Origin of the sequence: Plantibacter sp. MPB07 (assembly GCF_046619465.1) — a bacterium.
GTDB classification, from domain to species: domain Bacteria; phylum Actinomycetota; class Actinomycetes; order Actinomycetales; family Microbacteriaceae; genus Plantibacter; species Plantibacter auratus.
In genome coordinates this window covers 1,733,341-1,755,506 of the sequence record NZ_CP177043.1, presented here as the reverse complement: position 1 = coordinate 1,755,506, position 22,166 = coordinate 1,733,341, and the positions used below count along the sequence as shown (strand labels likewise).

Sequence of the window (22,166 nt, the reverse complement as noted above, 5' to 3'; positions counted from 1 at the left end):
CCCCAAACCGACGAGGACCGTGCACCGTGACCCAGCCGATCAACGCGCCATCGAACGACGTCCTGACCCTCGGCGAGGCGGCCTCGCGGCTCCTCGGCTGCCGGGCGGTGCTGTTCGACCTCGACGGCGTCATCACCCCGACCGCCGAGATCCACATGCACGCCTGGGCGAAGCTCTTCACCGACGAGCTCCTCGCTCATGGGATCACCGAGCCGTACACCGACGCCGACTACTTCCAGTACATCGACGGCAAACCGCGGTACGACGGGGTGCGCGCGATGCTCGCGTCACGCGGCATCACGCTCCCCGAGGGTTCGCCGACCGACGCGCCTGAGCTGGAGACCGTGTGCGGTCTCGGCAACCGGAAGAACTCGGTGTTCACGGCCGTCCTGGAAGCGGACGGCATCGCCGCCTACCCGGGATCGTTGACCTTCCTCGACACGGTCGAGCAGGCAGGGCTCGAGGTCGCCGTGGTGTCGAGTTCCAAGAACGCCGAGGTCGTCCTCCGAGCGGCAGGACTCCGTGAGCGGTTCCCGGTCGTGATGGACGGCGTCGTCGCCGCGCGCGAGGGGATCGCCGGCAAGCCCGCGCCGGACACCTACGTCGAGGCCGGTCGTCTGCTCGGTTACGCGCCGTCTGAATGCGTCGTCGTCGAGGACGCGCACTCCGGGGTCGAGGCCGGTCGACGTGGCGACTTCGGACTCGTGCTCGGCGTCGATCGCGGCATCGGGCACCAGGCGCTCATCGATGCGGGAGCCGACGTCGTGGTCGACGACCTCGACGAGCTCGTCGACCCACTGCGGTCGGCTTCGCGAACAGCGGGGCCGGACGATCCGGCCGACTCCCAGACCTTCACGGCACCCCACGACTCCTCCGAGGACCAGGCATGAACCACATCACCAGCGACCCGCTCGACCGTCACCGGTTCCCGCTCGACGACTGGGCACTCGTCGAGACCCATGTCGACGCGGACGACGAGGGCACGACCGAGACCCTGTTCGCGCTCGGCAACGGCTACCTCGGCTTCCGCGGCAACGTCGAGGAGGGCCGCGACGGCCACGTCCACGGCACGTTCATCAACGGGTTCCACGAGACCTGGCCGATCCGTCACGCCGAGGAGGCGTTCGGCTTCGCCCGCGTCGGTCAGACGATCGTCAACGCGCCCGACACGAAGGTCGTGCGCCTCTACGTCGACGACGAGCCGTTGATCCTCAACGACGCCGACCTCCTGAGCTTCGAGCGTCGCCTCGACTTCAAAACCGGTGTCCTCAGCCGTGAACTCGAATGGCGGACGCCCTCGGGCAAGCGGGTCCACATCCGCTCCCGTCGCATGGTGTCCTTCACCGACCGCCATCTCGCGGTCCTCGACTACGAGGTCACGTTGCTCGATGCGGACGCGTCGCTCGTGCTCTCCAGTCAGATCATCAACCGGCAGGACCGTCAGGACGACTACCTCACGAACGCACCCGAGCCGGGGATGGGCGACCCGCGCAAGGCGGAGTCCCTCACCGAGCGGGTGCTGCAGCCGCGGTTCAAGCTCATCGACGGTCCGCGCGCCATGCTCGGGTACCAGACGACGAACTCCGGGATGACGATCGTGGCCGGCGCCGACCACATGATCGAGACCGAGAACGAGTACGAGGTCTCGACGCACATCGAGGCCGACCTGGCGAAGCACGTGTACACGATCCGCGGCCGCGCGGGCGTGCCCACGAAGCTCACCAAGATCATCAGCTACCACACCTCCAACGCCGTCCCTCCGAAAGAACTCGCCGACCGTTGTGCCCGCACGCTCGACCGTTCCGCGGAGAACGGCATCGAATCGGCGATCCGCAACCAGGAGCTGTGGCTCGAGGACTTCTGGGCGCGCTCCGACGTCGAGGTCCACGGACAGCCGGCAATCCAGCAGGCGACGCGCTGGAACCTCTTCCAGCTGGCGCAGGCGTCCGCACGCACGGACGGTGGCGGTGTCGCGGCGAAGGGCGTGTCCGGCTCCGGGTACGGCGGCCACTACTTCTGGGACACCGAGGTCTACGTCCTCCCGTTCCTCAGCTACACGGCGCCGCTCGTCGCGCGGAACGCCCTCCGGTTCCGTCAGAACATGCTCGACGCCGCCCGCTCACGCGCGACCGAGCTCAACCAGCACGGCGCCCTGTTCCCGTGGCGCACGATCAACGGGCTCGAGTCGTCCGCGTACTACGCGGCCGGCACGGCGCAGTACCACATCGACGCCGACATCTCCTATGCGCTGCGGCAGTACGTCGCGGCGACCGGGGATGAGGACTTCCTCGCCCGCGGAGCCGTCGACATCTTCGTCGAGACGGCGCGCATGTGGGCCGACCTGGGCTTCTGGCGCGCGAACGGCAAGGACTCGTTCCACATCTACGGGGTCACGGGGCCCGACGAGTACACGACCGTCGTGAACGACAACCTCTACACGAACGTCATGGCGCGGGCCAACCTGCTGTCGGCCGTCGAGGCCGTGGAGCGCCTCCGCGAGGACGATCCGGCCTCCTTCGAACGCCTGGTCACGCGTCTGTCGCTCGACGACGCCGAGATCCGCGAGTGGCAGCGCGCCGCCGAGCACATGCACATCCCCTTCGACAAGCGGCTCGGCATCCACCCGCAGGACGCCCAGTTCCTCGAGAAGGAGCTGTGGGACCTCGACCACACCCCTCCCGAGCACCTCCCGCTGCTCCTGCACTTCCACCCGCTCGTCATCTACCGGTTCCAGGTGCTCAAGCAAGCGGACGTCGTGCTCGCGCTGCTCCTGCAGGGCGACCACTTCACCGACGAGGAGAAGCTCGCCGACTTCGACTACTACGACCCGCTGACGACGGGCGACTCGACCCTGTCGGCGGTCGTGCAGTCGATCATCGCCGCCGAGGTCGGGTACCAGCGGCTCGCGCTCAAGTACTTCTGGTCGGCGCTGTTCGTCGACCTCGCCAACCTGCACCGCAACACCCCGGACGGTGTGCACGTCGCCTCCACCGGTGGGGTGTGGAGCGCGCTCGTGCTCGGCTTCGCCGGGATGCGCGACCACGGCGGCGTGATCTCCTTCTCCCCGCGACTGCCGGTCGACTGGCAGGGCATCACCTTCCGGCTCACCGTCAAGGGCACGCGGGTGCGCATCTCCGTCCGGCGCACCGAGATGCGGTTCACCGTCGAGGAGGGCGATTCCGCCTCGTTCGTCGTCGGCGGCGGCAACGTCCTCGTCGAAGCCGGCACGACGGTCACCGTTCCGCTCGACAACCAGGGTCCGCACCTCGTCGGCGAGCCGAGCGCGAGCGACATCGAGGGCAGCCGCCGTGCCGACGGCTCGCTCATCACCGTGTCGATGCCGACCATCGCGCTCGGGCCGGCGGACACCGAGTCGATCCCGATCATCCAGCCGCAGTCGGAGTAGGCGACTCCCGTCGTCCACTGACCCGCTCGACCGACCGTCGAGTGGGTCAGTGGACGACGGTCGGCTCCGGGCTCGGTTCCTGGCCGCTGGGACCGGGGACGGCGCCGCGCTAGACGGTCAGTGCCCGCCGGAACGTCTCGAGCGTCTGGGTCGCCGTGCGCTCCCAGGAGAACCGCTCCGCCTGTTCAAGACCGGCCGCGGCCAGTCGTCGCATCTCATCGGGCCGGGTCACGGCGGTGCGCATGACCGACGCGATGCTGTCGAGTGACGTGGGGTCCAGGTACAGGGCCGCGTCGCCGCACACCTCGTGGTAAACGGGGATGTCGCTCATCATGACGGGGAGGCCGACCATCATGGATTCGAGCGCCGGGAGGCTGAACCCGTCGACGAACGAGGGCATCGCCATGATGGTCGCTCGTCGGTAGAGCTCACCCAGTTCCTCGCTCGTGAGCCAACCTTTGAGTTCGACCCAGTCCTGCATGCCGGTCTCCTCGACGACCGCCTGCAGGGGATCGTCGCCGTGACTGCCCGTGATCACGAGCCGCGGCCGTTCGTGCTCGAGGAGCAACGGCAGGGCGCGGATGAGGCTCGCCCAGTTCTTGTGCGGGCGGCGGTTCCCGGTCGCGAGGACGAACGGATGCTCCTGATCCGGGTCGCGGTCGCCGTCGATCGTCGGCATGGTGCCGGCCAGGGGCACGAGGTCGATCCGGGCCCGCGGGACGTGCAGGTACTTCTCGATCTCGGCACGTGAGACCTCGCTGATGGTGAGGACCCTGGTGGCGTTCCTGGAGGTGAGGCGCTCCATGAGCTTCACGGGAGCGGTGTACAGCGGCGTCGTCATGAGCTCCGGATTGCTCCAGTACAGCATGTCGTGCATGGTGACGACCGACGGCATCGACGATCGCGCCGGCCCGAGCGTGGCGGGGGAGTGGATGAGGTCCGCCCCGTGTCGCTTCGCCTGGCGGGCCACCTGGAACAGCTCGCCGTAGGCCCAGATGAACCGGTTCTCCCCGCTGATCCCCGTGTCCACCATCTCACCGGGGAACCAGGAGCGGTCGAGCTGGTAGCCCTCTCGGCTCGCGAGCCCCACGAACTCGAACTCGCTGCCCTGCCGGCCGATCTCGCGGTACAGCTCGCGGGCGTAGGTCTCCATACCGCCCTTCGTGCCGGTGTACGAGAGGAGGTCGACGGCTACGCGGGGCATAAGGCACGAGGATACCAGTGGGGCGGCCGGGATAGGCTGTCGGGTGGTCCGGTGAGCGGTGAGGAGCGGATCCATGCCAGCAGCATCAGTCGACGCACGCGTGTCCGTCGCCCTCTGCACCTACAACGGTGGGGAGTTCCTCGCCGAGCAGCTGGAGAGTGTCGCGCGGCAGACGGTGCTGCCCGGCGAGATCGTGATCAGTGACGACGGGTCGACCGACGGTACGTCGGCCATCGTCGAGCGGTTCGCCGAGGCGTCGCCGGTCCCGGTCCGCTTCCTGCGGAACCCGACCGCGCTCGGCGTGACGCGCAACTTCGAGAGCGCCATCCGCGCGACCGTCGGGGAACTGGTCGTCCTGTCCGATCAGGACGACGTATGGCGGCCCGACCGCGTCGAGCGTGCCCTTGCCGCCTTCGATGCGCGTCCGGAGCTCCAACTAGTGTGCTCGAACGCAAGGCTCGTCGGAGCCGACGGTACCCCGCTCGGCACCACCCTCTTCGCCTCGCTGTCGATCGGGCCGTCCGAGCGCGACCGTATCCGCGCGGGCGACGCGTTCGGCGTGCTCTTGCGACGCAACCTCGTCACTGGCGCGACCGCGATGTTCCGACGTGCGGTCTTCGACGCGGCAGCGCCGTTCCCCGCTCCGTGGGTGCACGACGAGTGGTTGGCGATCGTGGCCGCAGCACGAGGACCGATCGAGTTCCTGGACGAACCGCTCGTCGACTACCGGCAGCACGGCGCGAACCAGATCGGGATCGTCGAGCCGACGCTGAAGTACAAGATCTCGAGACTGATGCAGCCGGGGCGCCAACGCAACCGCGACATCGCCGATCGCGTCGCCGGTCTCGCTTCCTGGCTCGACGATGCCCGTGAGCCCGCGCCGCGCGCTGATCCCTCGTCCGTCGTCGCCAAAGCGGCCTTCGAACGGTTCCGGGCCGATCTCGCTCCGGCCCGGTGGCGACGGATCCTCCCCGTCATGCTGCGTGCTCCCCGCGGCGAGTACCAGCGGTATGCGAGCCAGGGGGCGCTGGACATCGTCAGGGATCTGCTGCAGCCGGCCTAGCCTCGCGTCACCTGCCAGACGGCCGCGCCGACCACGACGACGCCGAGGGCGAGGAGGCCGCCCCGCCACGGGGCTCGGTGGCGCGCGGCGAGGAGGAGCAGCGCCATCACGACGAGTTCCCGGGCGTTCACGAGCCAGGCCGCGAGCTGCAGGTCGTGGAGGGCGACGATGCCGACCGGGAGGGACAGCAGCACGCCGACCGCTTTGATCGGACTCGCCCAACGCATCCGGCTCTCGGCCTGGAGGACCGCCGTGACCGACCAGGCGACGACCGAGGGAGCGACCGACAGGGCGAGGACGGGGACGACTGCGAGGGCGGTGTCCCAGTCGTCTGCGAGGAAGGGGTCCACGACCAGCTCAGCCCCGATGCTCGTCGCCACGGCGGCCACGACCGCCAGGACCAGCGATCGTCGGAGCGAAGCCTCCGTGACCGTGACGATCTCGGACCCCCGGCCGTCGCGTGCCGCTTCGGCGAGGACCGGCCGCAGGACGTTGATCGTGGCCAGGGCCGCCGCATCGCCGATGCTCCGTGACAGCGACATGGCGAACGCGTACTGGCCGAGGCGTGCCCCGCCGGCGAGAGCCCCGATCGAGAGGCGGTCGGTCTGCCCCTGTCCCCAACCGAGGAGCGAGAACAGCGCCGTGTGCAGGTAGTCGCCCAGGACGTTCACGGTCGGTTCGCGGGAACGCGCGTCGGTGGCGGACGCGCGGGGGAGTCGCGCTGCGCGTCGCCGGTTGAGGAGAGCGAACCCCGCCTCCGCGAGCATCGCCTGCAGGGCGCTGGCGAGCAGCGATCCCGTCGCCAGGAGGGTCGGCACGCTGCAGAGCAGGGAGGCTGTCGACGACCACGCCTGATGCGATGCGATCTCCTTCCACCTCCCGGCTCGCTGCAGGCGGACCAGGGCGTCGACGCCCACGGCCGAAGCCGCCGGGACGAGGACGAACGGCGCGAGGGCGATCGCCTGCCATCGGTCCTCCGCGTGATGCGTCAGGAGCAGGGCTCCGACGGTCACGGCGAGCGCGGCGCCTCCGATCAGCGCGGACCAGACCCGGAACCGGTGGACGAACCGGTCTCCGGCCTCGGTGCCTCCGTGGACGACGGCGGTCTGCCGGGCGGCCGTGTCGCCGACGGTCTGGACGAGCGTGAGGGCGAGGACCATCCACGCGTACATGCCGACGAGGGACGGCGTGAGGCGGGCGGCCAGGACGAGCATGACGAGCGCCGACGCCACCCGGGGAAGGATCCGCTCGACGATCGCCCAAGCGAGGTGGATCATCGTCCGCTCACCCGCACGGTGGTCGATCCGCGTCTCGGTCGGTGAGCGTTGTCGTGGCGTCGGCGGGACCCTCGTCGTCGTCGGATGCCACGATCGTCGTGATCACAGGTACCACGTCCTCGATTGCAGGCTCTCGAATGCGCGCCCTGCCCTCGACGAGAGCCGCTCGACACCACGTCGACGGCGCGTGCCGTCGCGGCTGGGGCTGATGACCTGGAGCGCTCCGACGACGAGGACGATGGGGAGCTCCCAGCCGAAGGACCTCGGCATGCCCAGCCCACGGTGTCGTCGGAACAACCGCACCGTTCCCCGGCCGTAGCCGAAGAACTGCCGAGCCACGGCTCGAAGGTCACCGCGAAGTCGGTACTCGACCACGGCCTCAGGGACCGCGGTGGTCGGGTGACCAGCCGCCGCCGCCCGCCAGAAGAAGTCCGTCTCGTCGCCGCCGCCGAGCAGGGTCTCGTCGAATCCACCGAGCCGGTCGAACACCCGTCGTTGAAACCCACAGTTCGCTCCCGGCGGCCATGGATGGAAGCCGTGCACGGTGCTGACGGCCTCCTGTCTTCCCGCAGGTGTGCCGTCCGGGAGGGTCCGCTCGAGCGCGCCGCCGACGCAATCCGCACCGGCTTCCAGCGCGCGCCGGTGAGCCTCGATCCAGCCGGCCTGGACGACGTCGTCGGCATCGCAGAGGAGCACCGCTGAACCCCGTGATGCCCGGATGCCGGTGTTGCGGGCGTGGTTGATACCCGGCCTGCCGCTCGCGTCGACGAGGCGAACGCGCCCGTCCTTCTCACTGAATCGGCGGACGAGTGCTGCGGTGCCGTCGACAGAGCCGTTGTCGGCGACGATGATCTCGATGTCGACGGACGAGCCTTGAGCGAGCAGGGCTTCGAGTTGCGTGGCGAGGGTCTCCGAGCCGTTTCGGCAGGGAATGACGATCGAGTACACGGGCCTCCGGATCTGGCATGGGCGAGGTGACCAACTTTGCCGTCGGCTAACATACAACATATGAAATATGAGCCTGATCGTCGTCGTCCACCCGCTCATCCCGTTCGACGAGCGGCAGACATGACGACCGTGCTCCATGTCACCGACTGCTACGCGGGTGGGATCCCCGTGGCGATCGAGGCCTACGTGCGGAATTCACCGCCGGGCGTCGAACATCACCTGCTCGCGCAGATCCCGGACGGCGCCCCGCTCGACGAGACGCTGTCCGACTGCTTCGCCTCCGTGACCGCGCTCGGGCGGCGGCCGCTCGCTGCCGTGCGGGCGATCCGGCGGGTGCGCCGTCGTACCGGGGCCGACATCGTGCACGCCCACTCGAGCTTCGCCGGTGCGTACGCGCGGGTCGCCCTGCGCAGCTCGCCGCGGACCCGCATCGTCTACACCCCGCACTGTTACGCGTTCGAGCGCGCCGACCTCTCCGTCTGGAGCCGCCGTACGTTCCGGGCCGTCGAGTGGCTGCTCTCGTTCAACGTCGAGACCATCGCTGCCTGTTCCGAGGGCGAGGCCGAAGCCGCGGAACGTCGCGGGCCCCTCCGGCCGCGCGTCGTCCACGTGCCGAACGTGGTCGCGGTTCCGCTGCCCGATGACCGCCGAGACGACCCGGGTCAGAACCGGCCGCTGCGGGTCGCGAGTCTCGGACGCATCGCTCCCCAGAAGGATCCGATGCGGTTCGCCGAAGCCATCGCGTCGATCCGGGCGAGCGGGGTCGAGGTGGCTCCCGTGTGGATGGGCGGCGGCCGCGTCGAGGACGTCACCCGGCTGGAGAGGGCTGGCGTCGACGTCACCGGATGGATCCCGCACGCCGAGGTGGGCTCGCGCCTCGTCCAGAGTGACGTCTACCTCCACACCGCTGCGTGGGAGGGCTTTCCCCTCGCCGTTCTGGAAGCCGTGCAGGCCGGCGTGCCGACGCTCGTCCGGCCGATCGCCGCGTTCGGAGTGGTCCCGGACGCCCTCACCCTCAAGGGCGGGCTCGAGGCGATGGTCGCCAGTCGGCTGGCCGGACCACAGGCGTTCGCCGGCTGGGCTGAGCGGAACGTCTCCCGCTGGTCGGAACGCCTCAAGGATCACACCCCGGCCCGCCAACGCGCGGCCCTCGCCGAGGCGTACCGGATACCGCAGGTGGCCTGATGCGGGTCGCTGTCGTGCAGTGGGGCCGCACCGGTGCGGGCCCGCTCTTCGCCCAGGAACTGGCTCAGGCGCTGCAGGAGGACGGCTGCGATGTCGTCGTGTCCTATTCCCTCGACGCCGAGGTGGCCGATCGGTTCGTGACACTCGACGTGCCGGCCTTCCCGATCCGCACGTATCGCGACAAGCGCGGCGCGGCGCTCGGTCTCCCGCGTCTCCTGTGGGCGGCGCTCCGGCTCGACCGCTTCCTCCGGCGGCATCGCATCGACGTCGTCGTCATCGCCATGGAGCAGCTCTGGCAGGGGGTGGTCGCGCCCGTGTTCCGCTTCGGCGGTCGTCGGAGTCTGCTCTGCGTCCATGACGCGGCCATGCACCCCGGGGACTTCTCGCGGCTCGAGCATCTCCTGCGTCGTGCCGAGCGCAGGGCGGCGGACGGAGCGATCGCGTTCTCCGCGCCGGTCGCTGCCGCACTCACGTCCCGTGGCGAGTTCCGCGCAGACCGCGTCCACGAGACCGTCCATGCCGCGTACCGTGTCGACGCGGACCGTGCCGTGGTCCGGTCGACGTACCGGGAGGGTGTTCCGGTCGTCGGATGCTTCGGTCGGCTTTCGGCGTACAAGGGGCTCGGTCTGGGGGTGGAAGCGATCACCGAACTGCGCCGCCGCGGGATCCGGGTCCGGTTGCGGGTCGTCGGGTCCGGGACCGACGACGCCCTCGACCTCCTCCGACACGAGGACGACGAGCTCGAGAACCGCTGGGTCGGCCAGGAGGAGATCGCGCAGGTGGTCGGCGGGTTCGACATCGCCCTCCTGCCGTACACCGAGGCCAGCCAGTCCGGTGTGCTCGCCTACGCGATGGCGCTCGGGGTACCCTCCGTCGTGACGCCGGTCGGCGGCCTCGCCGAGCAGGCGATCGCGTCAGGATCGGGCATCGTGGCCACGACGGTGACGTCGACCGCGCTCGCCGACGCGCTGGAGGAGATCCTCGCCGACGCCGGTCGTTACCAGGCGCTCTCCGCGGCGGGGGTGCTCGCTGCAGCGGGTCCGTTCTCCTGGGCGCGAGTCGCAGCCGACGTGCGCGTCGCGGCAGCATCCGTCGTGTCCACGGGTCGCTGACCCCTTCGGGATGCGGCGGACGGCGGCCCCCACCCGGGCTGAGGCTCCCGTCGCTCCGGGCCGCAGGCTCAGGAGGAGGCACACGGTGACGATCAGCATCGGTGTGAGATGCCGGAGGAACGAGCCGTAGTCCGGCTCGAAGATCGACTGCACGATCAGGAAGGCGAGGATCGCCGCGAACAACCGGTTCTGGAACGCCGTGAGGACCGACGAGCCGCGGGGCGCTCGGAGCCTCGCCGACCGGATCGCGGCGATGAGTGATCCCCAGATGACGAGCAGGACGAGCGCCACGACGAGGTAGATCGCCCCGCCGCGGAGCATCAGCGGGATCGGGATGATGAACGAGGCGAAGGTGAGGACACTGTTGACGAACCCGGACACGGGGCCGGCACCGGGGAAGAACTGCACGATCAGGGTGTTGACCGATTCCGCGGTGCGGTGCTCGTTCACCGTCAGGCGGTAGTGGTCGAGGTCGACACCGACGATCAGCGGGAAGACGACGGAGAGCCCGGCGTAGAGTACGAGGACGACCGCCACGGTGGCCGTCCAGCCGCGCCGCGCCCGCAGCGCGAGACGGAGCGCCAGATAGAAGCCGGCCACGAGGAACCAGTACGTGCGGAAGCCTTGGGCGTACAGCAGCATCGCGGCCACCGGTACCAGCTCGGCCGACAGGCCTCGTCCGCGGTGGGCGATGAGGGCGAGTACCGTGCCCACGGTCAGCAGATCCTTCGTGTACGCGCCATGGTAGACGGCGGCGAGCGCGACGCAGCTGATGATGATGGCCCAGTCAACCCACTCGGCCGCCGTCGTCCGGGTGCGTGAGATCGCCACCGTCAGGACGAGCAGGTAGCTCGCGACACCGACGAGGGCGGCGAGCGTCGGCAGCTCGGCCAGACCCATCCCGCGGTAGACCGCGGCGATGAGCCGGAACGACGAGTCGGCCTCGGTGAACGTCCCCCGGTTCACGCTGATGATCGTGCCCTCGTCGTTCGCGAAGTGCCCGGGCAGTCCTGGTTGCTCGGCTGCCACCCAGGCGAGCGCGAGGAGCGAGGCGATCATGAGGAGCGAACCGCCGATGAGCGGGCGGTCACGTTCCCGCCCGCCGGTATCGGGCGTCCGTTGCGTCAGCTGCCGGCGCCGCACGGCACGGTGGGCGCCGGCCTCCGCGCGGGCCCTGGCCGCGTCCCGCCGCGTCAGGTGCGCGGAAGGCTGCCCGGAGGTCACGGACGGATCGTGTGCTCGAAGCGCAACCTCGGCTGGAGGTCACCGAACCAGGTCTCCGCGTAGTTCGACAGCTTGCGGTTGTTGTTGTCGAGCGCGACGACCCGGCGGCCCATCTGCAGCCCGATGAGCATGGCGTGGAGGCGATCGGTGACGACCACCTCGCCGCGGGCGATCAGCCGGACGGCGGCATCGAATCGACGTTCGGCTCGCCGCATCCACGCGGCATGGTCGCGCTCCATGAGGGGTTTCAACACCGGGTGCTTCGCCGCCCGCCAGCCGAGCCACTCGTGCGCCCGGAGGTCCAACGGGTCGGCCGGCCAGTCGGCGCTCTCGGAGCCCACGAGCCCACCCGCGCTCTCGCCGTCCGTCCGGGCGATGACGATGCGCCGCTGGGTCGGTTCGGGGGCGCTGATCGGGCCGAGGAGGTGCACCGCGTCCGGCGAGAGGCTGAGGTCGTCGACCTCGTCGCGGAGGAGGTCGTAGGAGGTCTGGTCGCGGACGGCGACCCGCAGGTTGGGCCGGGCGGCGAACCGTCGGGAGAACGCCCGGCGGTCTGCATCCGCGGGGAACACGACCGACTGCGGTGCCTGGATGAGCAAGGTGTCGGCAGGGAGGCGCTCAGCGAGTGCGTAGCGAGCTTCGCTCAGCACCGGGTAGAGGCCTCCGAGATTGCCGCCGCCCTGGATGAGCACCGGGATCGGCGAGTCCCGGACCCGCTCCGGCATGCTGCCGGCGCTCGAGGTCGTGTGGACGTCGATGCCGTGTGCGCGCCAGAACCGGGCCTGTCCGAGGGCGATGGCCGAGTCGCCCGAGTTCCGGTGATCGGGGAACTGTGTGTAGTGGAGTTCGGTGACACCGCGATGTAGCTCGACGAAGGAGGCTTCGGTGCGCTGTCGCATGGTCTCGAGGTAGGGCATGGGTGCTCCGTCCGGATCGACACCGAGCGCTGTGCTGCAATCGGATACTTCAGTTGGTCGAATACATTATGCTCGATTGTCGCCGGGTCGTCTCGCGTTCCGGCGATCGACCTCGCCCGCCGCGACCCGTGCGCGCCGAGGCTCGATCCGATGCACACCAGAACATCCCCAGGGAGGCCACCGTCATGCCCTTCGTCGAAGCCCGCCGCTGCTGGGAGCGACGGTGCTCGCGCATGGTTCTCGTCCTCGACCTCCTGGCCGTCACCCTGGCGCTCACCGTGACCCAGCTCCTGTGGTGGGACGCGTACTGGCGCGGGACCGTGGAGGTCGTCGGGCCGTTCGGACGCCTCGACCTCGGCTACCCGGCGGTCACCCTCGCGCTCGCCGTCGCGTGGTGGTCGCCCCTGGCCGCGGCCCGATCGCGCCACCCGCGGGTCCTGGCGGACGGCTGGACGCCGTATCGGCGGGTCGTGGTCGTGACGACGACGGTCTTCGGCACGGTGGCGATGGCGTCCTACCTCCTCAAGCTCGAGATCGGACGCGGGTTCCTGCTCACCGCCATGCCGCTCGGGGTCGCCCTCCTCCTGGCGGTCCGCTGGGGCGCCCGTCGACACCTCCGTGCGCGGCGACGCGGAAGCGCACTCGTCTACCGCACGCTGCTCGTGGGGGACCGCGACCAGGCGGTGCATGTCGCCGAGCGCATGCGCCGGGGCGACTGGGCAGGGCATCGGGTGGTAGGCGTCGCGACCCCGGGCATCGTCGACGATGACCGCATCGTGGGTGCCCCCGTCCTCACCGGGCGACCCTCGATCGTCGACGCCGCCGAGGAGGTCGAAGCGGACACGGTGATGCTCGTCGGCCCCGTCGAACTCACCCCCGCCGAGCTCCGCCGCCTCGGTTGGGACCTCAGCGAGCGCGGGGTGAAGTTCATCATCGCGCCGACGCTCACGGGTGTGGCCTCGACCCGCCTGTACCTGCAGGCGGTGGCCGGTATCCCACTCATCCACGTCGACCACCTGGAGTTGTCCCGGCTCGAGGCGGCGGCGAAGCGGGCGTTCGACGTCGTCGGTTCCGCGACGCTGCTCCTGCTGCTGGCCCCGGTCATACTCGCGGTCGCGCTCGCGGTGAAGACGACGAGTCGGGGGACCGTGCTGTATCGGCAGGAGCGCGTCGGCCTGCGCGGCCGCCCCTTCCAGATCCTGAAGTTCCGCTCGATGGCCGCAGACGCCGACACCGGAGCAGCCCTCGCCAGGCAGCAGCATGCGGACGAACTGCTCTCGAAGGTTCCGGACAACCCGCTCGTGACGCCGATCGGACGGATCCTCCGGAAGTACTCGCTCGACGAGCTCCCGCAGCTGTTGAACGTCCTGGGCGGTTCGATGAGCCTCGTCGGCCCGCGGCCTCACCGTGGGTGGGAGGTCGAACGCTACGACCTGCTTGCCCAGCGACGCCTCCTGGTCAAGCCGGGTATGAGCGGACTGTGGCAGGTGAGCGGGCGGTCCAACCTCTCCTGGGACGACTCCGTCGATCTCGACCTGTACTACGTGGAGAATCGGTCGGCCGCGATCGACCTGAAGATCCTCGCGCAGACGGTGCGGGCGGTCGTCGTCCCGGGAACCGATGCACGGTGATCCGGCGCCGCTCGGGCCGGGTTCAGCGTTCCGGGAGCTTGTGCCGCCAGCTCAGCCCGCCGGCACCGATGACCGCGCAGACGACGAGGAGCAGCCAGCCGCCGCTCAGCAGCAGGCTGCTCTCGGCAGCGCCCGATGCGAGCAGGGTCACGACGATGAGCGCGGCCCAGACGTGCACGACGCTGCGCCGATTGGTCGCGATGAGCCAGGTCCGCACGAGCGCCAGACCGCCGAGGAGGAGGAACAGGGCGAGCCCGATCAGTCCGAGCTGCAGGTACACGTCCAGGTAGGCGTTCAACGCCGAGTCGTTCGTGCGGCCGAGGCTCGCGTCGATGAACCGGTACGGGACCGCATCGGAGACCCAGCCGCCCGTCCACCCCCAGCCGTTGAGTTCGCTCGGGGCCAGTCGTCTCAGGGTCTCCTGCCAGAGCGCGTAGCGTTGCTCGATCTCGAGCCCGAGACCGAGGACGCGGAACACCTCGGATCGGAGGAGGTACCCGACCAGGCCGACGAGCGCGAGGACGGTGAGGAGGACGAACTGCCAGGTGCGGCGGAGTTCCGGTCGGAGTTGCCTGAAGACGTAGAGCACGGCGGTCGCGATGCCGAGGGCCGCGGCGAGGAGTGCGACGCTCGGCGAGCGCGTGCCGAGGATGAGCCCGATGGCGAGGGCGATGGACCCGATCGTCACCCCGTGCCGCACGGAACGGGTCCGCCACTCGACGACGAAGGTGACGAGACCGAGCAGGGCTGCGATGCCGAGGGCGCTCCGGGTTCCGAAGACCCCTTCCAAGGGGCCGCCGAAGGCGAGGTTCCCGCTGATCCCGAGGAACGGCAGCGGGGTGTCGATGAGGACGCCGCTCACGACCTCGAGCGCCAGGGACGTGCCGAGGAGTGCGCGGAAGGCGGTGCCCGTCGCCCGGACGATCTGGATGGTGTCGCGGGTCAGCGCGATCACGATGGCGATGAAGGCCCACGCGAGCTGCCCGCCGATGGCGGGTAGGGTCGCGAGGGGCGTGGCGCTCCACACCACCGACACCGCGCTCCAGGCGAGGAACAGCAGGACCGAGATCGGCAGGAGGCCACGCCACTCGATGATGGGGAGGCGTGCGAGGAGGATGCCCGTGCCGATCGTCGTGAGGCCGACGAGCATCGCGCTGAAACCGGCGACACCGATCAGGCTCGTGACGAGGTGCTCGCCGAAGGCGGTGGCGACGGCGATGGTGGCGAACGCGGCGGCCAGCGGCGCTGACGAGAGGACGCGTGCGGCGACGGAGAACGCGTCGAAGTCCGCCGGTCTCACGCCGGGCTCATCCGCCGACGACGTCGCGCCGGTGCGTGGGTGCGAGGTCGGCCGAGGTCGCGACGGCGGGGATCGGCCAGGCGGGTTCCTGCTTCGTCTTCACGACGAGGAGCACCAGGAGGACCCAGCCGGATTCGATGAGCAACCGACTCTCCGCGACCGACTGCACGACGAGGGAGACCGCGATGAGGACGGGGGCGAGCGAGAGGGCCGTGTACGGCCGCCGTGCGTCGAGGTCGACGCGTGGACGGTCGACGGCCAGGAACCAGGTGCGCGTCAACATGGACAGGACGACCGCGGCGAAGAGCACGAGGCCGACGACGCCGAGTTGGAACCAGACGTCGAGCCAGGCGTTGTGCGCCTGGAGCTGTCGGACGCCGCGTCGGATGACGAGGTCGGTGAAGAGCGGCTCCCACGGTGCCCACGGGCTCGAGAAGCCCCAACCGAAGACCGGTCGCTGTTCGATGAGGCGCCACACGGTCGCCCAGATGTCGAGTCGACCGGTGAGGTCCGGGCTCTTCCCGAGGAGGCCGAGGAGCTGCGTCCGGAAGACGACCGCTCCCACCGCGCCGACGACCCCGATGCCGAGGAAGCCGAGGTACACCGGTGTCCTCGCCTCCGGGCGAGGTGCCCGACGGATCGCCAGTGCGGCGGCGAGCACCACCGCCGTCACCACGGCGGCGAGCAGGATGGTGGTCGAGAAGCTCAGGAGGAACATCACGACGGAGAGACCGAGGCGGATGAGCAGGGTCCAGCGACGTTCGGGGCCGGCCAGCCTGGCTGCGCCGGGCTCGTCGCGCCGCGCCGCCAGCCGAAGCCCGAAGACGATGATCCCGAGCAGCGCCACCACGGCGAGGAGGTTGGCGTTCCCCGAGATGCCCTGGATGCGTCCTCCGGAGAACAGGAGGTCCCGCGACCAGTAGTCGAGCAACGGCGGGTCCGCCGCGTCACCGGCGTAGAAGTTGGGGAGCACCGGGTGCCGGATGATCGCCGCGACGACGAACTCGAAGAGGAGGGAGAGTGACAGCACCCACGTCACGGCACGTCCGAGGACCCGGATGACCTCGGGCCAGGTGAAGCAGCCGGCGAGGGTCACTCCGAGGATGGTGCAGAGCGCCGCACCGAGCAGGGTCGCGGCTGTGCCGCTGGGGTAGGCGGACCAGGCGAGCGAGACGATCGACAGCGCCCCGTAGCCGACGAGCGACCACGGCACCCGGGTGCGCCGCCACTTCGGGCGGACGACCATCAGGCACGCGAGCGCGGCGCCGCCTGAGACCAGGGCCACCGCCGTGTACCCCCAGATGGTGAAGAGGTTCGTCCAGAACGTCCCGGCGAGGACCGCGAACGTCGCGAACACGGCGACATGTCTGACGACGAGCGCGCGTGTCGTCAGCGCTGCCGGCGGGCGGGGCGGGGCGGGTTCGGTGGACAGCATCGTGCCCCCAGGGTAGCGGCTGCGGCCGGCACCGAGGCCCTGGTCCGGCCCGGTGGTCAGACGAACGCCGCGGTGCCGGTGATGGCCCGCCCGACGATGAGCGCGTTCATCTCCCGCGTGCCCTCATAGCTGTAGAGGGCTTCGGCATCCGCGAAGAACCGGGCGGCGTGGTAGTCCAGCACGATGCCGTTCCCACCCATGATCTCCCGTGCCCAGGCGACCGTCTCGCGCATCCGCGCGGTGCAGAACGCCTTGGCGAGCGCGGAGTGCTCGTCGCGCTGGGTGCCCTCGTCGAGCATCTGCGAGACCCGGACGCACATCGCCATCGATGCCGTGATGTTCCCGAGGCACTTCGAGAGGAGGTCCTGGATCAGCTGGTGGCCCGCGATCGGCTTGCCGAACTGCACGCGCTCCTTGGCGTAGGCGACCGCCGCCTCGTACGCGCCGACAGCGACGCCGACACTCGACCAGGCGACGCCGGCGCGGGTGAGCCGCAGGACCTTCGCCGTGTCGCGGAAGGAGTTCGCGTGCTGCAGCCGGAGGCGCTCGGGGACCCGGACATTTTCGAGGGTGATGTCGGCGTTCTGCACCATGCGCAGGCTGATCTTGCCCTCGATCTTGGTCGCGGAGTAGCCGGGGGAGTCGGTCGGCACGATGAAGCCCTTCACCTGACCGTCGGCCGTGTCCTTCGCCCAGATGATCGTGATGTCGCTGAAGGTCGCGTTGCCGATCCACCGTTTCGAGCCGGACAGGATCCAGTCGTCGCCGTCCCTCGTGGCCGTGGTGCGGAGCCCCTGTGCGCTGTCCGACCCCGACTGCGGCTCGGTGAGACCGAAGGCGCCGAGGACCTCGCCGGAGGCGAGCTTCGGAAGCCACTCGTCCTGCTGCTCCTGGGACCCGCACTCGCTGATCGAGCCCATGGTGAGGCCGTCCTGCACCCCGACGAAGGTGGAGATCGACGCGTCGATCCGGGAGAGCTCCATCGAGGCGAGGCCGCGGAACACGGCGCTGTTCTCGAACGGCGTCGTCTCCGGCCAGGCCCACCGGGCGACGTCGAGCTCGAGGAGCGGCGTGATGAGGTGCTTCGGGAACTCCGCCCGCTCCCAGTACTCGTTCACGATCGGCTTCGCCTCGGTCTCGGCCCAGGCTCGGAGGCGGGCGATGGCCTCCTGCTCGGGAGCCGTCAGGAGGCTCTCGAAGCCGTAGAAGTCGCTGGCGAGGGGTTCGAAGATCATGGTCCGTTGCTCCATTGCGTCCGCTGGCGCCGGATCGGCGTCCCGGCCAGCCTAGGCAGGTGTGCTCGGCGCGGACAACGGCTTGGTAGTTTGGTGCACGGTGCCGGGCGACCGCGTCGCACGGCTTGTAGGACGACGCCAAGCGGCCCCAGGGTCCGGCTGGCGCGTCACCCTCGTCCGTCGAAAGGGCTCCACCATGTTCGTGCCGCTCCGTGCCACTCCTCGTGACTACGCGTGGGGGTCGTCGACGGCGATCGCGGAGGTGCTCGGGTCCGAGCCCTCGGGACGTCCGGAGGCGGAACTCTGGCTCGGCGCACACCCCGGGGCCCCGACGCCGATCGCGGATCCATCGACGGTGGGGGGACATGCCGACCTCGAACGTTGGCTCGCCGCCGATCCCGCCGCGCTCGGCGGGCGCGGCTCGCTGCCGTTCCTCCTCAAGGTCCTCGCAGCGGCCCATCCGCTCTCGCTGCAGGCCCACCCCGACCTGGACCGGGCCGCCGCGGGCTTCGCCGCCGAGAACGAACGCGGGGTGCCGCTCGACGCTCCGCACCGCAACTACAAGGACGCGCTCCACAAGCCGGAACTCATCGTCGCGCTCCGGGACGGCTTCGAGGCGCTCTGCGGGTTCCGCGAGCTCGCCGCGACCGATGCGCTGCTCGTCGACCTGGTGGCCTCGGCACCCGATCCGGCTGCGGCAGCGCGCATCACCATGCTCCGCGGGATGCTGGCCGCCCCCGACGGGCTCCGCGACACCGTGCGGATCCTGCTCGAACAGCTCCCCGGCGGGCTACTGGACGCCCTCGTCGCGTCCGCCGCGGCTCCGGGTTCGGGTGCATTCGACGCCGAGCGGGCCCTGGTCGGGCGGCTCGCGGAGGAGTATCCGGGCGATCCGGGCATCGCGGTCGCCCTCCTGCTCAACCTCGTCACGTTGCGAGCGGGGGAAGCGCTCTACCTCCCCGCCGGCAACATCCACGCCTACCTCCGGGGGATCGGCGTCGAGCTCATGGCCGCGAGCGACAACGTCCTGCGCGGGGGGCTCACGCCGAAGCACGTCGACGTGACCGAGCTGCTCGAGGTCCTGGAGTTCGAGCCGAGGCCGGTGCCGTGGCTGACCCCGACGGACCTGGGCGGTGGACGCAGCCTCTTCGTGCCGGACGTGCCGGACTTCGAGCTGCTGCGGGTGGATCTGCCCGCAGAGCCGTCTGAGCAGGATCCATCGTTCCACCTCCCCGGACCCGGCATCGCGATCGTGACCGACGGTTCGGCGCGGATCACCGGAGCCACCTCGTCGGTGGAGCTCGATCGAGGTGGCTACGCCTTCATCACGCCCGACGAGGCGGAGCTGCGCTTCTCCGGGACCGGGACCCTCTTCCTCGCGACGACCCAGGGCTGACCGCCCGGCCGAATGGTCCGGTCCAGGTGGCTCAGGCGCTCTCCCGCACCCCGAAACTCCGTCGGTAGGCGGCGGGCGTGGTGCCGAGGACGCGGTCGAAGTGGTGACGGAGGACCGCCGCGGTGCCGAACCCGGTGTCCGCAGCGATCCGCTCGACACCGTGGTCGGTGCGTTCGAGCATCTCCTGCGCTCGGAACAGGCGTTGTCGGTTCAGCCAGGCGGCCGGCGTGCTGCCGAGCTCTGAGCGGAAGCGGCGTGCGAAGGTCCGCTCGGACATGTGCGCCTGCCGCGCGAGACGCCCGATGGGCAGGTCCTCGGCGAGGTGGTCGAGCATCCAGTCGACGACCGGGGCGAGCGACTCGCACTGCTGCGCCGCGACGGGGGAGAGGACGTACTGCGCCTGACCACCGTCGCGCTGTGGCGGGACGACCATCCGGCGGGCGATGACGTTGGCGCTCGCCGCGCCGTACTCCTGTCGTACCAGGTGCAGACACGCGTCGATGCCGGCAGCGGTCCCCGCGCCCGTGATGACCTTGCGGTCCTCGACGAACAGCACGTCGGGGTCGACGGTGGTGCCCGGGAACATCGTCTGCTGCTCGCTGGTGTACATCCAGTGGGTCGTGCTGCGGCGACCGTCGAGCAGCCCTGCCTGACCGAGGACGAACGACCCGCTGCACACGCTGAGGACCCAGGCACCCCGCGCCTCCGCCGCTCGGAGGACGCCGAGGTAGGCCTCGTCGACCGCTCCGCCACGCGATCCGCCACGACCGGTGATCACCACGAGGTCCGCCTCGGCCGCGAAGGACAGGTCGTCGTCGACGATCATGTCGAAGCCCCGCGCACCGTCGTCGCTCAGGTTCATCCGGACCGGGCCCGGGTCCTTCGTGACGATGCGGAGGTCGAAGGCGGGACCGCCCTGGTCCGACCGGTCGATGCCGAAGACCTCGCAGACGACGCTGAACTCGAACGGCTGGAGCCCCGGAATGGCGAGCAGGGCGACCTTCGACAGCATGGGACCTCCGGATGATCGATTTGGCAGGAATGTGCTGCTTTGCGTCCATTCTGCCACTGGTGGCAGTTTTTCGCCATTCCTAGAGTTTCAGACATGTCCATCATCGCACTCGTCGTCGGCTTCCTCATCGTCCTCGTCGCGGTCGTCGCCTCCGCCGCGACCATCCGTGCCGTCCTGAAGGACGGCTATCGCCGCGTCCCCGTCCGCCCCGCCGCGCGGGGCACGCGCCTCCAGTAGTCTGGTCACTCCGTCTGCAGCACGGCAGGTGGAGGACTCCCTGGAGGAAGCATCGTGGCGTGGCTGGTGACGGGCGGAGCCGGATACATCGGAGCCCATGTGGTTCGGGCCTTCCAAGCGGAGGGGATCGACGTCGTCGTCCTCGACGACCTGTCGAGCGGGCACGAGCGCTTCGTCCCGGCCGGGGTGCCGTTCGTCCGCGGAACCCTGCTCGACGGCTCGGTCCTCGAGCGCACCTTCTCCGAGTTCGAGCTGAGCGGTGTCGTCCATGTCGCCGGGTACAAGTACGCGGGTGTCTCCGTGCAGCGCCCGCTCCACACCTACGCCCAGAACGTCACGGCCACCGCGATGCTGCTCGCCGCGATGGAGGAGCACCGGGTGGAGCGCATCGTCTTCTCGTCGAGCGCCGCGGTGTACGGGACGACGGACGTCGACCTGGTCACCGAGGACACCCCGAAAGCGCCCGAGTCGCCCTACGGCGAGTCCAAGCTCATCGGCGAGTGGCTGCTCCGCGACCAGGGTGTCGCCACCGGGTTGCGTCACACCTCGCTGCGGTACTTCAACGTCGTCGGTTCCGGGACGGACGAGGTCTACGACACGAGCCCACACAACCTCTTCCCACTCGTCTTCGACGCGCTTCTCGCCGGACGCACCCCCCGCATCAACGGTGACGACTACCCGACGCCGGACGGCACCTGCGTCCGCGACTACCTGCACGTCGCGGATCTCGCGGCCGCGCACGTCGCCGCAGCCAAGCGGCTCGATGCGGGTGAGTCCCTCGAGGCCGCCTACAACCTCGGGAGTGGGGACGGGTCGAGCGTCGGCGAGATTATGACCGCGATGGCGGAGGTGACCGGGATCGACTTCACCCCCGAGATCATGCCGCGGAGGGCGGGCGATCCTGCGCGGATCGTCGCGTCCGGTGCGCTCGCAGCTCGCGATCTCGACTGGCGGATGCGACACGATCTGCGCCAGATGGTGGAGAGCGCATGGCGGGCCAGGCGCGCCGCCGACTGACGTCGCGCGACCGCTCGATCCGCCGAGGCGGCCCCCGACACCCAGTTCGGGTCACACCCGGCGCGTCGCGAACCCTCACCTCGTGATTGAGGCTTTACGATGCGCGACTTGACTCGACCATAACTACAAGGGTGTAATTATGTATCGCGCCGCGTGGCGCAGGGTACGACTAGGTGGGGAGACGGTATGGCGATTCCTGAGTATCGTGCCGGAGTACCCGACGACTGGTTCGTCGATCCGGTCAATCTCGGTGTCCCCGGCGTCCGTCAGCCCGCTGCCGAGGGCGAGGACGACACCCAGCTCTCCTGGCAGACCGACGCGCTGTGCGCGCAGACCGACCCTGAGGCGTTCTTCCCCGAGAAGGGTGGCTCCACGCGCGACGCCAAGCGGATCTGCACCAGCTGCGACGTCAAGTCGCAGTGCCTCGAGTACGCACTCGCGAACGACGAGCGCTTCGGCATCTGGGGCGGCCTGTCCGAACGCGAGCGTCGCAAACTCCGCAAACGCGCCGTCTGACCCGTCGCCGGACGCTGACCGAACCGCTCACGACTCACCGGAACACCCCCG

The 22,166-nt window shown here is 69.9% G+C and carries 18 protein-coding genes; 10 read left to right on the top strand and 8 right to left on the bottom strand.

What is annotated here, in order from left to right; translation table 11 throughout:
- Positions 1-155 precede the first annotated feature (155 nt).
- Both ACLIME_RS08190 and ACLIME_RS08185 read left to right on the top strand, forming a co-directional pair.
- A complete protein-coding gene (locus tag ACLIME_RS08190; RefSeq protein WP_411558782.1) occupies positions 156-890 on the top strand; it encodes an HAD family hydrolase in 735 nt (244 codons plus the stop codon).
- Entirely contained in the window at positions 887-3,406 is a 2,520-nt protein-coding gene (locus ACLIME_RS08185; RefSeq protein ID WP_159879383.1) for a glycoside hydrolase family 65 protein, read from the top strand. The genes ACLIME_RS08190 and ACLIME_RS08185 overlap by 4 nt, the downstream gene beginning before the upstream one ends.
- A gap of 109 nt (positions 3,407-3,515) precedes the next feature.
- Here ACLIME_RS08185 and ACLIME_RS08180 read toward each other — a convergent pair whose 3' ends face one another.
- Positions 3,516-4,610, bottom strand: coding sequence for a glycosyltransferase family 4 protein (locus ACLIME_RS08180; RefSeq protein ID WP_411558618.1), 1,095 nt, complete (start codon positions 4,608-4,610; stop codon positions 3,516-3,518).
- Positions 4,611-4,683: 73 nt separating this feature from the next.
- On the opposite strand from ACLIME_RS08180, the gene ACLIME_RS08175 reads away from it, so the two are divergent.
- A complete protein-coding gene (locus ACLIME_RS08175) occupies positions 4,684-5,673 on the top strand; it encodes a glycosyltransferase family 2 protein (protein ID WP_411558617.1) in 990 nt (329 codons plus the stop codon).
- Here ACLIME_RS08175 and ACLIME_RS08170 read toward each other — a convergent pair.
- Together ACLIME_RS08170 and ACLIME_RS08165 are read right to left on the bottom strand one after the other, a co-directional pair.
- Positions 5,670-6,950 carry a lipopolysaccharide biosynthesis protein gene (locus ACLIME_RS08170; protein ID WP_411558616.1) on the bottom strand — a complete coding sequence of 427 codons (1,281 nt, stop codon included), beginning with the start codon at positions 6,948-6,950 and terminating at the stop codon, positions 5,670-5,672. The two genes, ACLIME_RS08175 and ACLIME_RS08170, sit on opposite strands and share 4 nt — an antisense overlap.
- A 102-nt stretch (positions 6,951-7,052) precedes the next feature.
- Positions 7,053-7,898, bottom strand: a complete 846-nt coding sequence (locus ACLIME_RS08165; protein ID WP_159879375.1) for a glycosyltransferase — start codon at positions 7,896-7,898, stop codon at positions 7,053-7,055.
- 120 nt (positions 7,899-8,018) lie between these two features.
- Between ACLIME_RS08165 and ACLIME_RS08160 the strand changes: the two genes are divergently transcribed.
- The gene (locus tag ACLIME_RS08160) at positions 8,019-9,083 is read left to right on the top strand and encodes a glycosyltransferase family 4 protein (protein ID WP_411558615.1); all 1,065 of its coding nucleotides are present in this window, start codon (positions 8,019-8,021) and stop codon (positions 9,081-9,083) included.
- Positions 9,083-10,195, top strand: coding sequence for a glycosyltransferase family 4 protein (locus ACLIME_RS08155; RefSeq protein WP_411558614.1), 1,113 nt, complete (start codon positions 9,083-9,085; stop codon positions 10,193-10,195). Before ACLIME_RS08160 ends, ACLIME_RS08155 begins: the two co-directional genes overlap by 1 nt.
- Positions 10,196-11,415: 1,220 nt before the next feature.
- Here the strand turns inward: ACLIME_RS08155 and ACLIME_RS08150 are convergent.
- Positions 11,416-12,336 carry a polysaccharide pyruvyl transferase family protein gene (locus ACLIME_RS08150; protein WP_411558613.1) on the bottom strand — a complete coding sequence of 307 codons (921 nt, stop codon included), beginning with the start codon at positions 12,334-12,336 and terminating at the stop codon, positions 11,416-11,418.
- Between the two features lie 233 nt (positions 12,337-12,569).
- On the opposite strand from ACLIME_RS08150, the gene ACLIME_RS08145 reads away from it, so the two are divergent.
- Positions 12,570-13,967: a sugar transferase gene (locus ACLIME_RS08145; protein ID WP_411558612.1), complete on the top strand. Its 1,398-nt coding sequence runs from the start codon at positions 12,570-12,572 to the stop codon at positions 13,965-13,967.
- 22 nt (positions 13,968-13,989) lie between these two features.
- Here ACLIME_RS08145 and ACLIME_RS08140 read toward each other — a convergent pair whose 3' ends face one another.
- Genes ACLIME_RS08140 through ACLIME_RS08130 form a run of 3 tightly spaced genes read right to left on the bottom strand, consistent with a single transcriptional unit; the run spans position 13,990 to position 17,937 of the window.
- Entirely contained in the window at positions 13,990-15,267 is a 1,278-nt protein-coding gene (locus ACLIME_RS08140; RefSeq protein ID WP_411558611.1) for an O-antigen ligase family protein, read from the bottom strand.
- A 7-nt stretch (positions 15,268-15,274) separates the two neighbouring features.
- Positions 15,275-16,702 (bottom strand): O-antigen ligase family protein, encoded by a 1,428-nt coding sequence (locus ACLIME_RS08135; protein ID WP_411558610.1) that lies wholly within the window; start codon positions 16,700-16,702, stop codon positions 15,275-15,277.
- A gap of 56 nt (positions 16,703-16,758) precedes the next feature.
- On the bottom strand, positions 16,759-17,937 hold the full coding sequence (locus ACLIME_RS08130) for an acyl-CoA dehydrogenase family protein (protein ID WP_124769654.1): 1,179 nt from the start codon (positions 17,935-17,937) through the stop codon (positions 16,759-16,761).
- 196 nt (positions 17,938-18,133) lie between these two features.
- On the opposite strand from ACLIME_RS08130, the gene manA reads away from it, so the two are divergent.
- A complete protein-coding gene (manA, locus tag ACLIME_RS08125; RefSeq protein ID WP_159879359.1) occupies positions 18,134-19,333 on the top strand; it encodes a mannose-6-phosphate isomerase, class I in 1,200 nt (399 codons plus the stop codon).
- Between the two features lie 31 nt (positions 19,334-19,364).
- On the opposite strand, the gene ACLIME_RS08120 is transcribed toward manA, so the two are convergent.
- Complete coding sequence (locus tag ACLIME_RS08120; RefSeq protein WP_411558609.1) at positions 19,365-20,345, bottom strand: GlxA family transcriptional regulator; 981 nt, start codon at positions 20,343-20,345, stop codon at positions 19,365-19,367.
- 93 nt (positions 20,346-20,438) lie between these two features.
- Here ACLIME_RS08120 and ACLIME_RS08115 point away from each other — a divergent pair, with 93 nt between their 5' ends.
- From ACLIME_RS08115 to ACLIME_RS08105, 3 genes are all read left to right on the top strand, one after another.
- Entirely contained in the window at positions 20,439-20,582 is a 144-nt protein-coding gene (locus ACLIME_RS08115) for a hypothetical protein (RefSeq protein ID WP_411558608.1), read from the top strand.
- Positions 20,583-20,636: 54 nt separating this feature from the next.
- Complete coding sequence (gene galE, locus ACLIME_RS08110) at positions 20,637-21,599, top strand: UDP-glucose 4-epimerase GalE (protein WP_159879353.1); 963 nt, start codon at positions 20,637-20,639, stop codon at positions 21,597-21,599.
- A gap of 186 nt (positions 21,600-21,785) precedes the next feature.
- The gene (locus ACLIME_RS08105; protein WP_079002812.1) at positions 21,786-22,115 is read left to right on the top strand and encodes a WhiB family transcriptional regulator; all 330 of its coding nucleotides are present in this window, start codon (positions 21,786-21,788) and stop codon (positions 22,113-22,115) included.
- The last annotated feature ends 51 nt before the right edge of the window (positions 22,116-22,166 follow it).

Bases quoted from the DNA above. Each gene is read 5' to 3' on its own strand.
- ACLIME_RS08190 (WP_411558782.1), top strand. From the start codon at position 156: ATGCACGCCTGGGCGAAGCTCTTCACCGACGAGCTCCTCGCTCATGGG.
- ACLIME_RS08185 (WP_159879383.1), top strand. From the start codon at position 887: ATGAACCACATCACCAGCGACCCGCTCGACCGTCACCGGTTCCCGCTC.
- ACLIME_RS08180 (WP_411558618.1), bottom strand. From the start codon at position 4,610: ATGCCCCGCGTAGCCGTCGACCTCCTCTCGTACACCGGCACGAAGGGC.
- ACLIME_RS08175 (WP_411558617.1), top strand. From the start codon at position 4,684: ATGCCAGCAGCATCAGTCGACGCACGCGTGTCCGTCGCCCTCTGCACC.
- ACLIME_RS08170 (WP_411558616.1), bottom strand. From the start codon at position 6,950: ATGATCCACCTCGCTTGGGCGATCGTCGAGCGGATCCTTCCCCGGGTG.
- ACLIME_RS08160 (WP_411558615.1), top strand. From the start codon at position 8,019: ATGACGACCGTGCTCCATGTCACCGACTGCTACGCGGGTGGGATCCCC.
- ACLIME_RS08155 (WP_411558614.1), top strand. From the start codon at position 9,083: ATGCGGGTCGCTGTCGTGCAGTGGGGCCGCACCGGTGCGGGCCCGCTC.
- ACLIME_RS08150 (WP_411558613.1), bottom strand. From the start codon at position 12,336: ATGCCCTACCTCGAGACCATGCGACAGCGCACCGAAGCCTCCTTCGTC.
- ACLIME_RS08145 (WP_411558612.1), top strand. From the start codon at position 12,570: ATGGTTCTCGTCCTCGACCTCCTGGCCGTCACCCTGGCGCTCACCGTG.
- ACLIME_RS08135 (WP_411558610.1), bottom strand. From the start codon at position 16,702: ATGCTGTCCACCGAACCCGCCCCGCCCCGCCCGCCGGCAGCGCTGACG.
- ACLIME_RS08130 (WP_124769654.1), bottom strand. From the start codon at position 17,937: ATGATCTTCGAACCCCTCGCCAGCGACTTCTACGGCTTCGAGAGCCTC.
- manA (WP_159879359.1), top strand. From the start codon at position 18,134: ATGTTCGTGCCGCTCCGTGCCACTCCTCGTGACTACGCGTGGGGGTCG.
- ACLIME_RS08120 (WP_411558609.1), bottom strand. From the start codon at position 20,345: ATGCTGTCGAAGGTCGCCCTGCTCGCCATTCCGGGGCTCCAGCCGTTC.
- ACLIME_RS08115 (WP_411558608.1), top strand. From the start codon at position 20,439: ATGTCCATCATCGCACTCGTCGTCGGCTTCCTCATCGTCCTCGTCGCG.
- ACLIME_RS08105 (WP_079002812.1), top strand. From the start codon at position 21,786: ATGGCGATTCCTGAGTATCGTGCCGGAGTACCCGACGACTGGTTCGTC.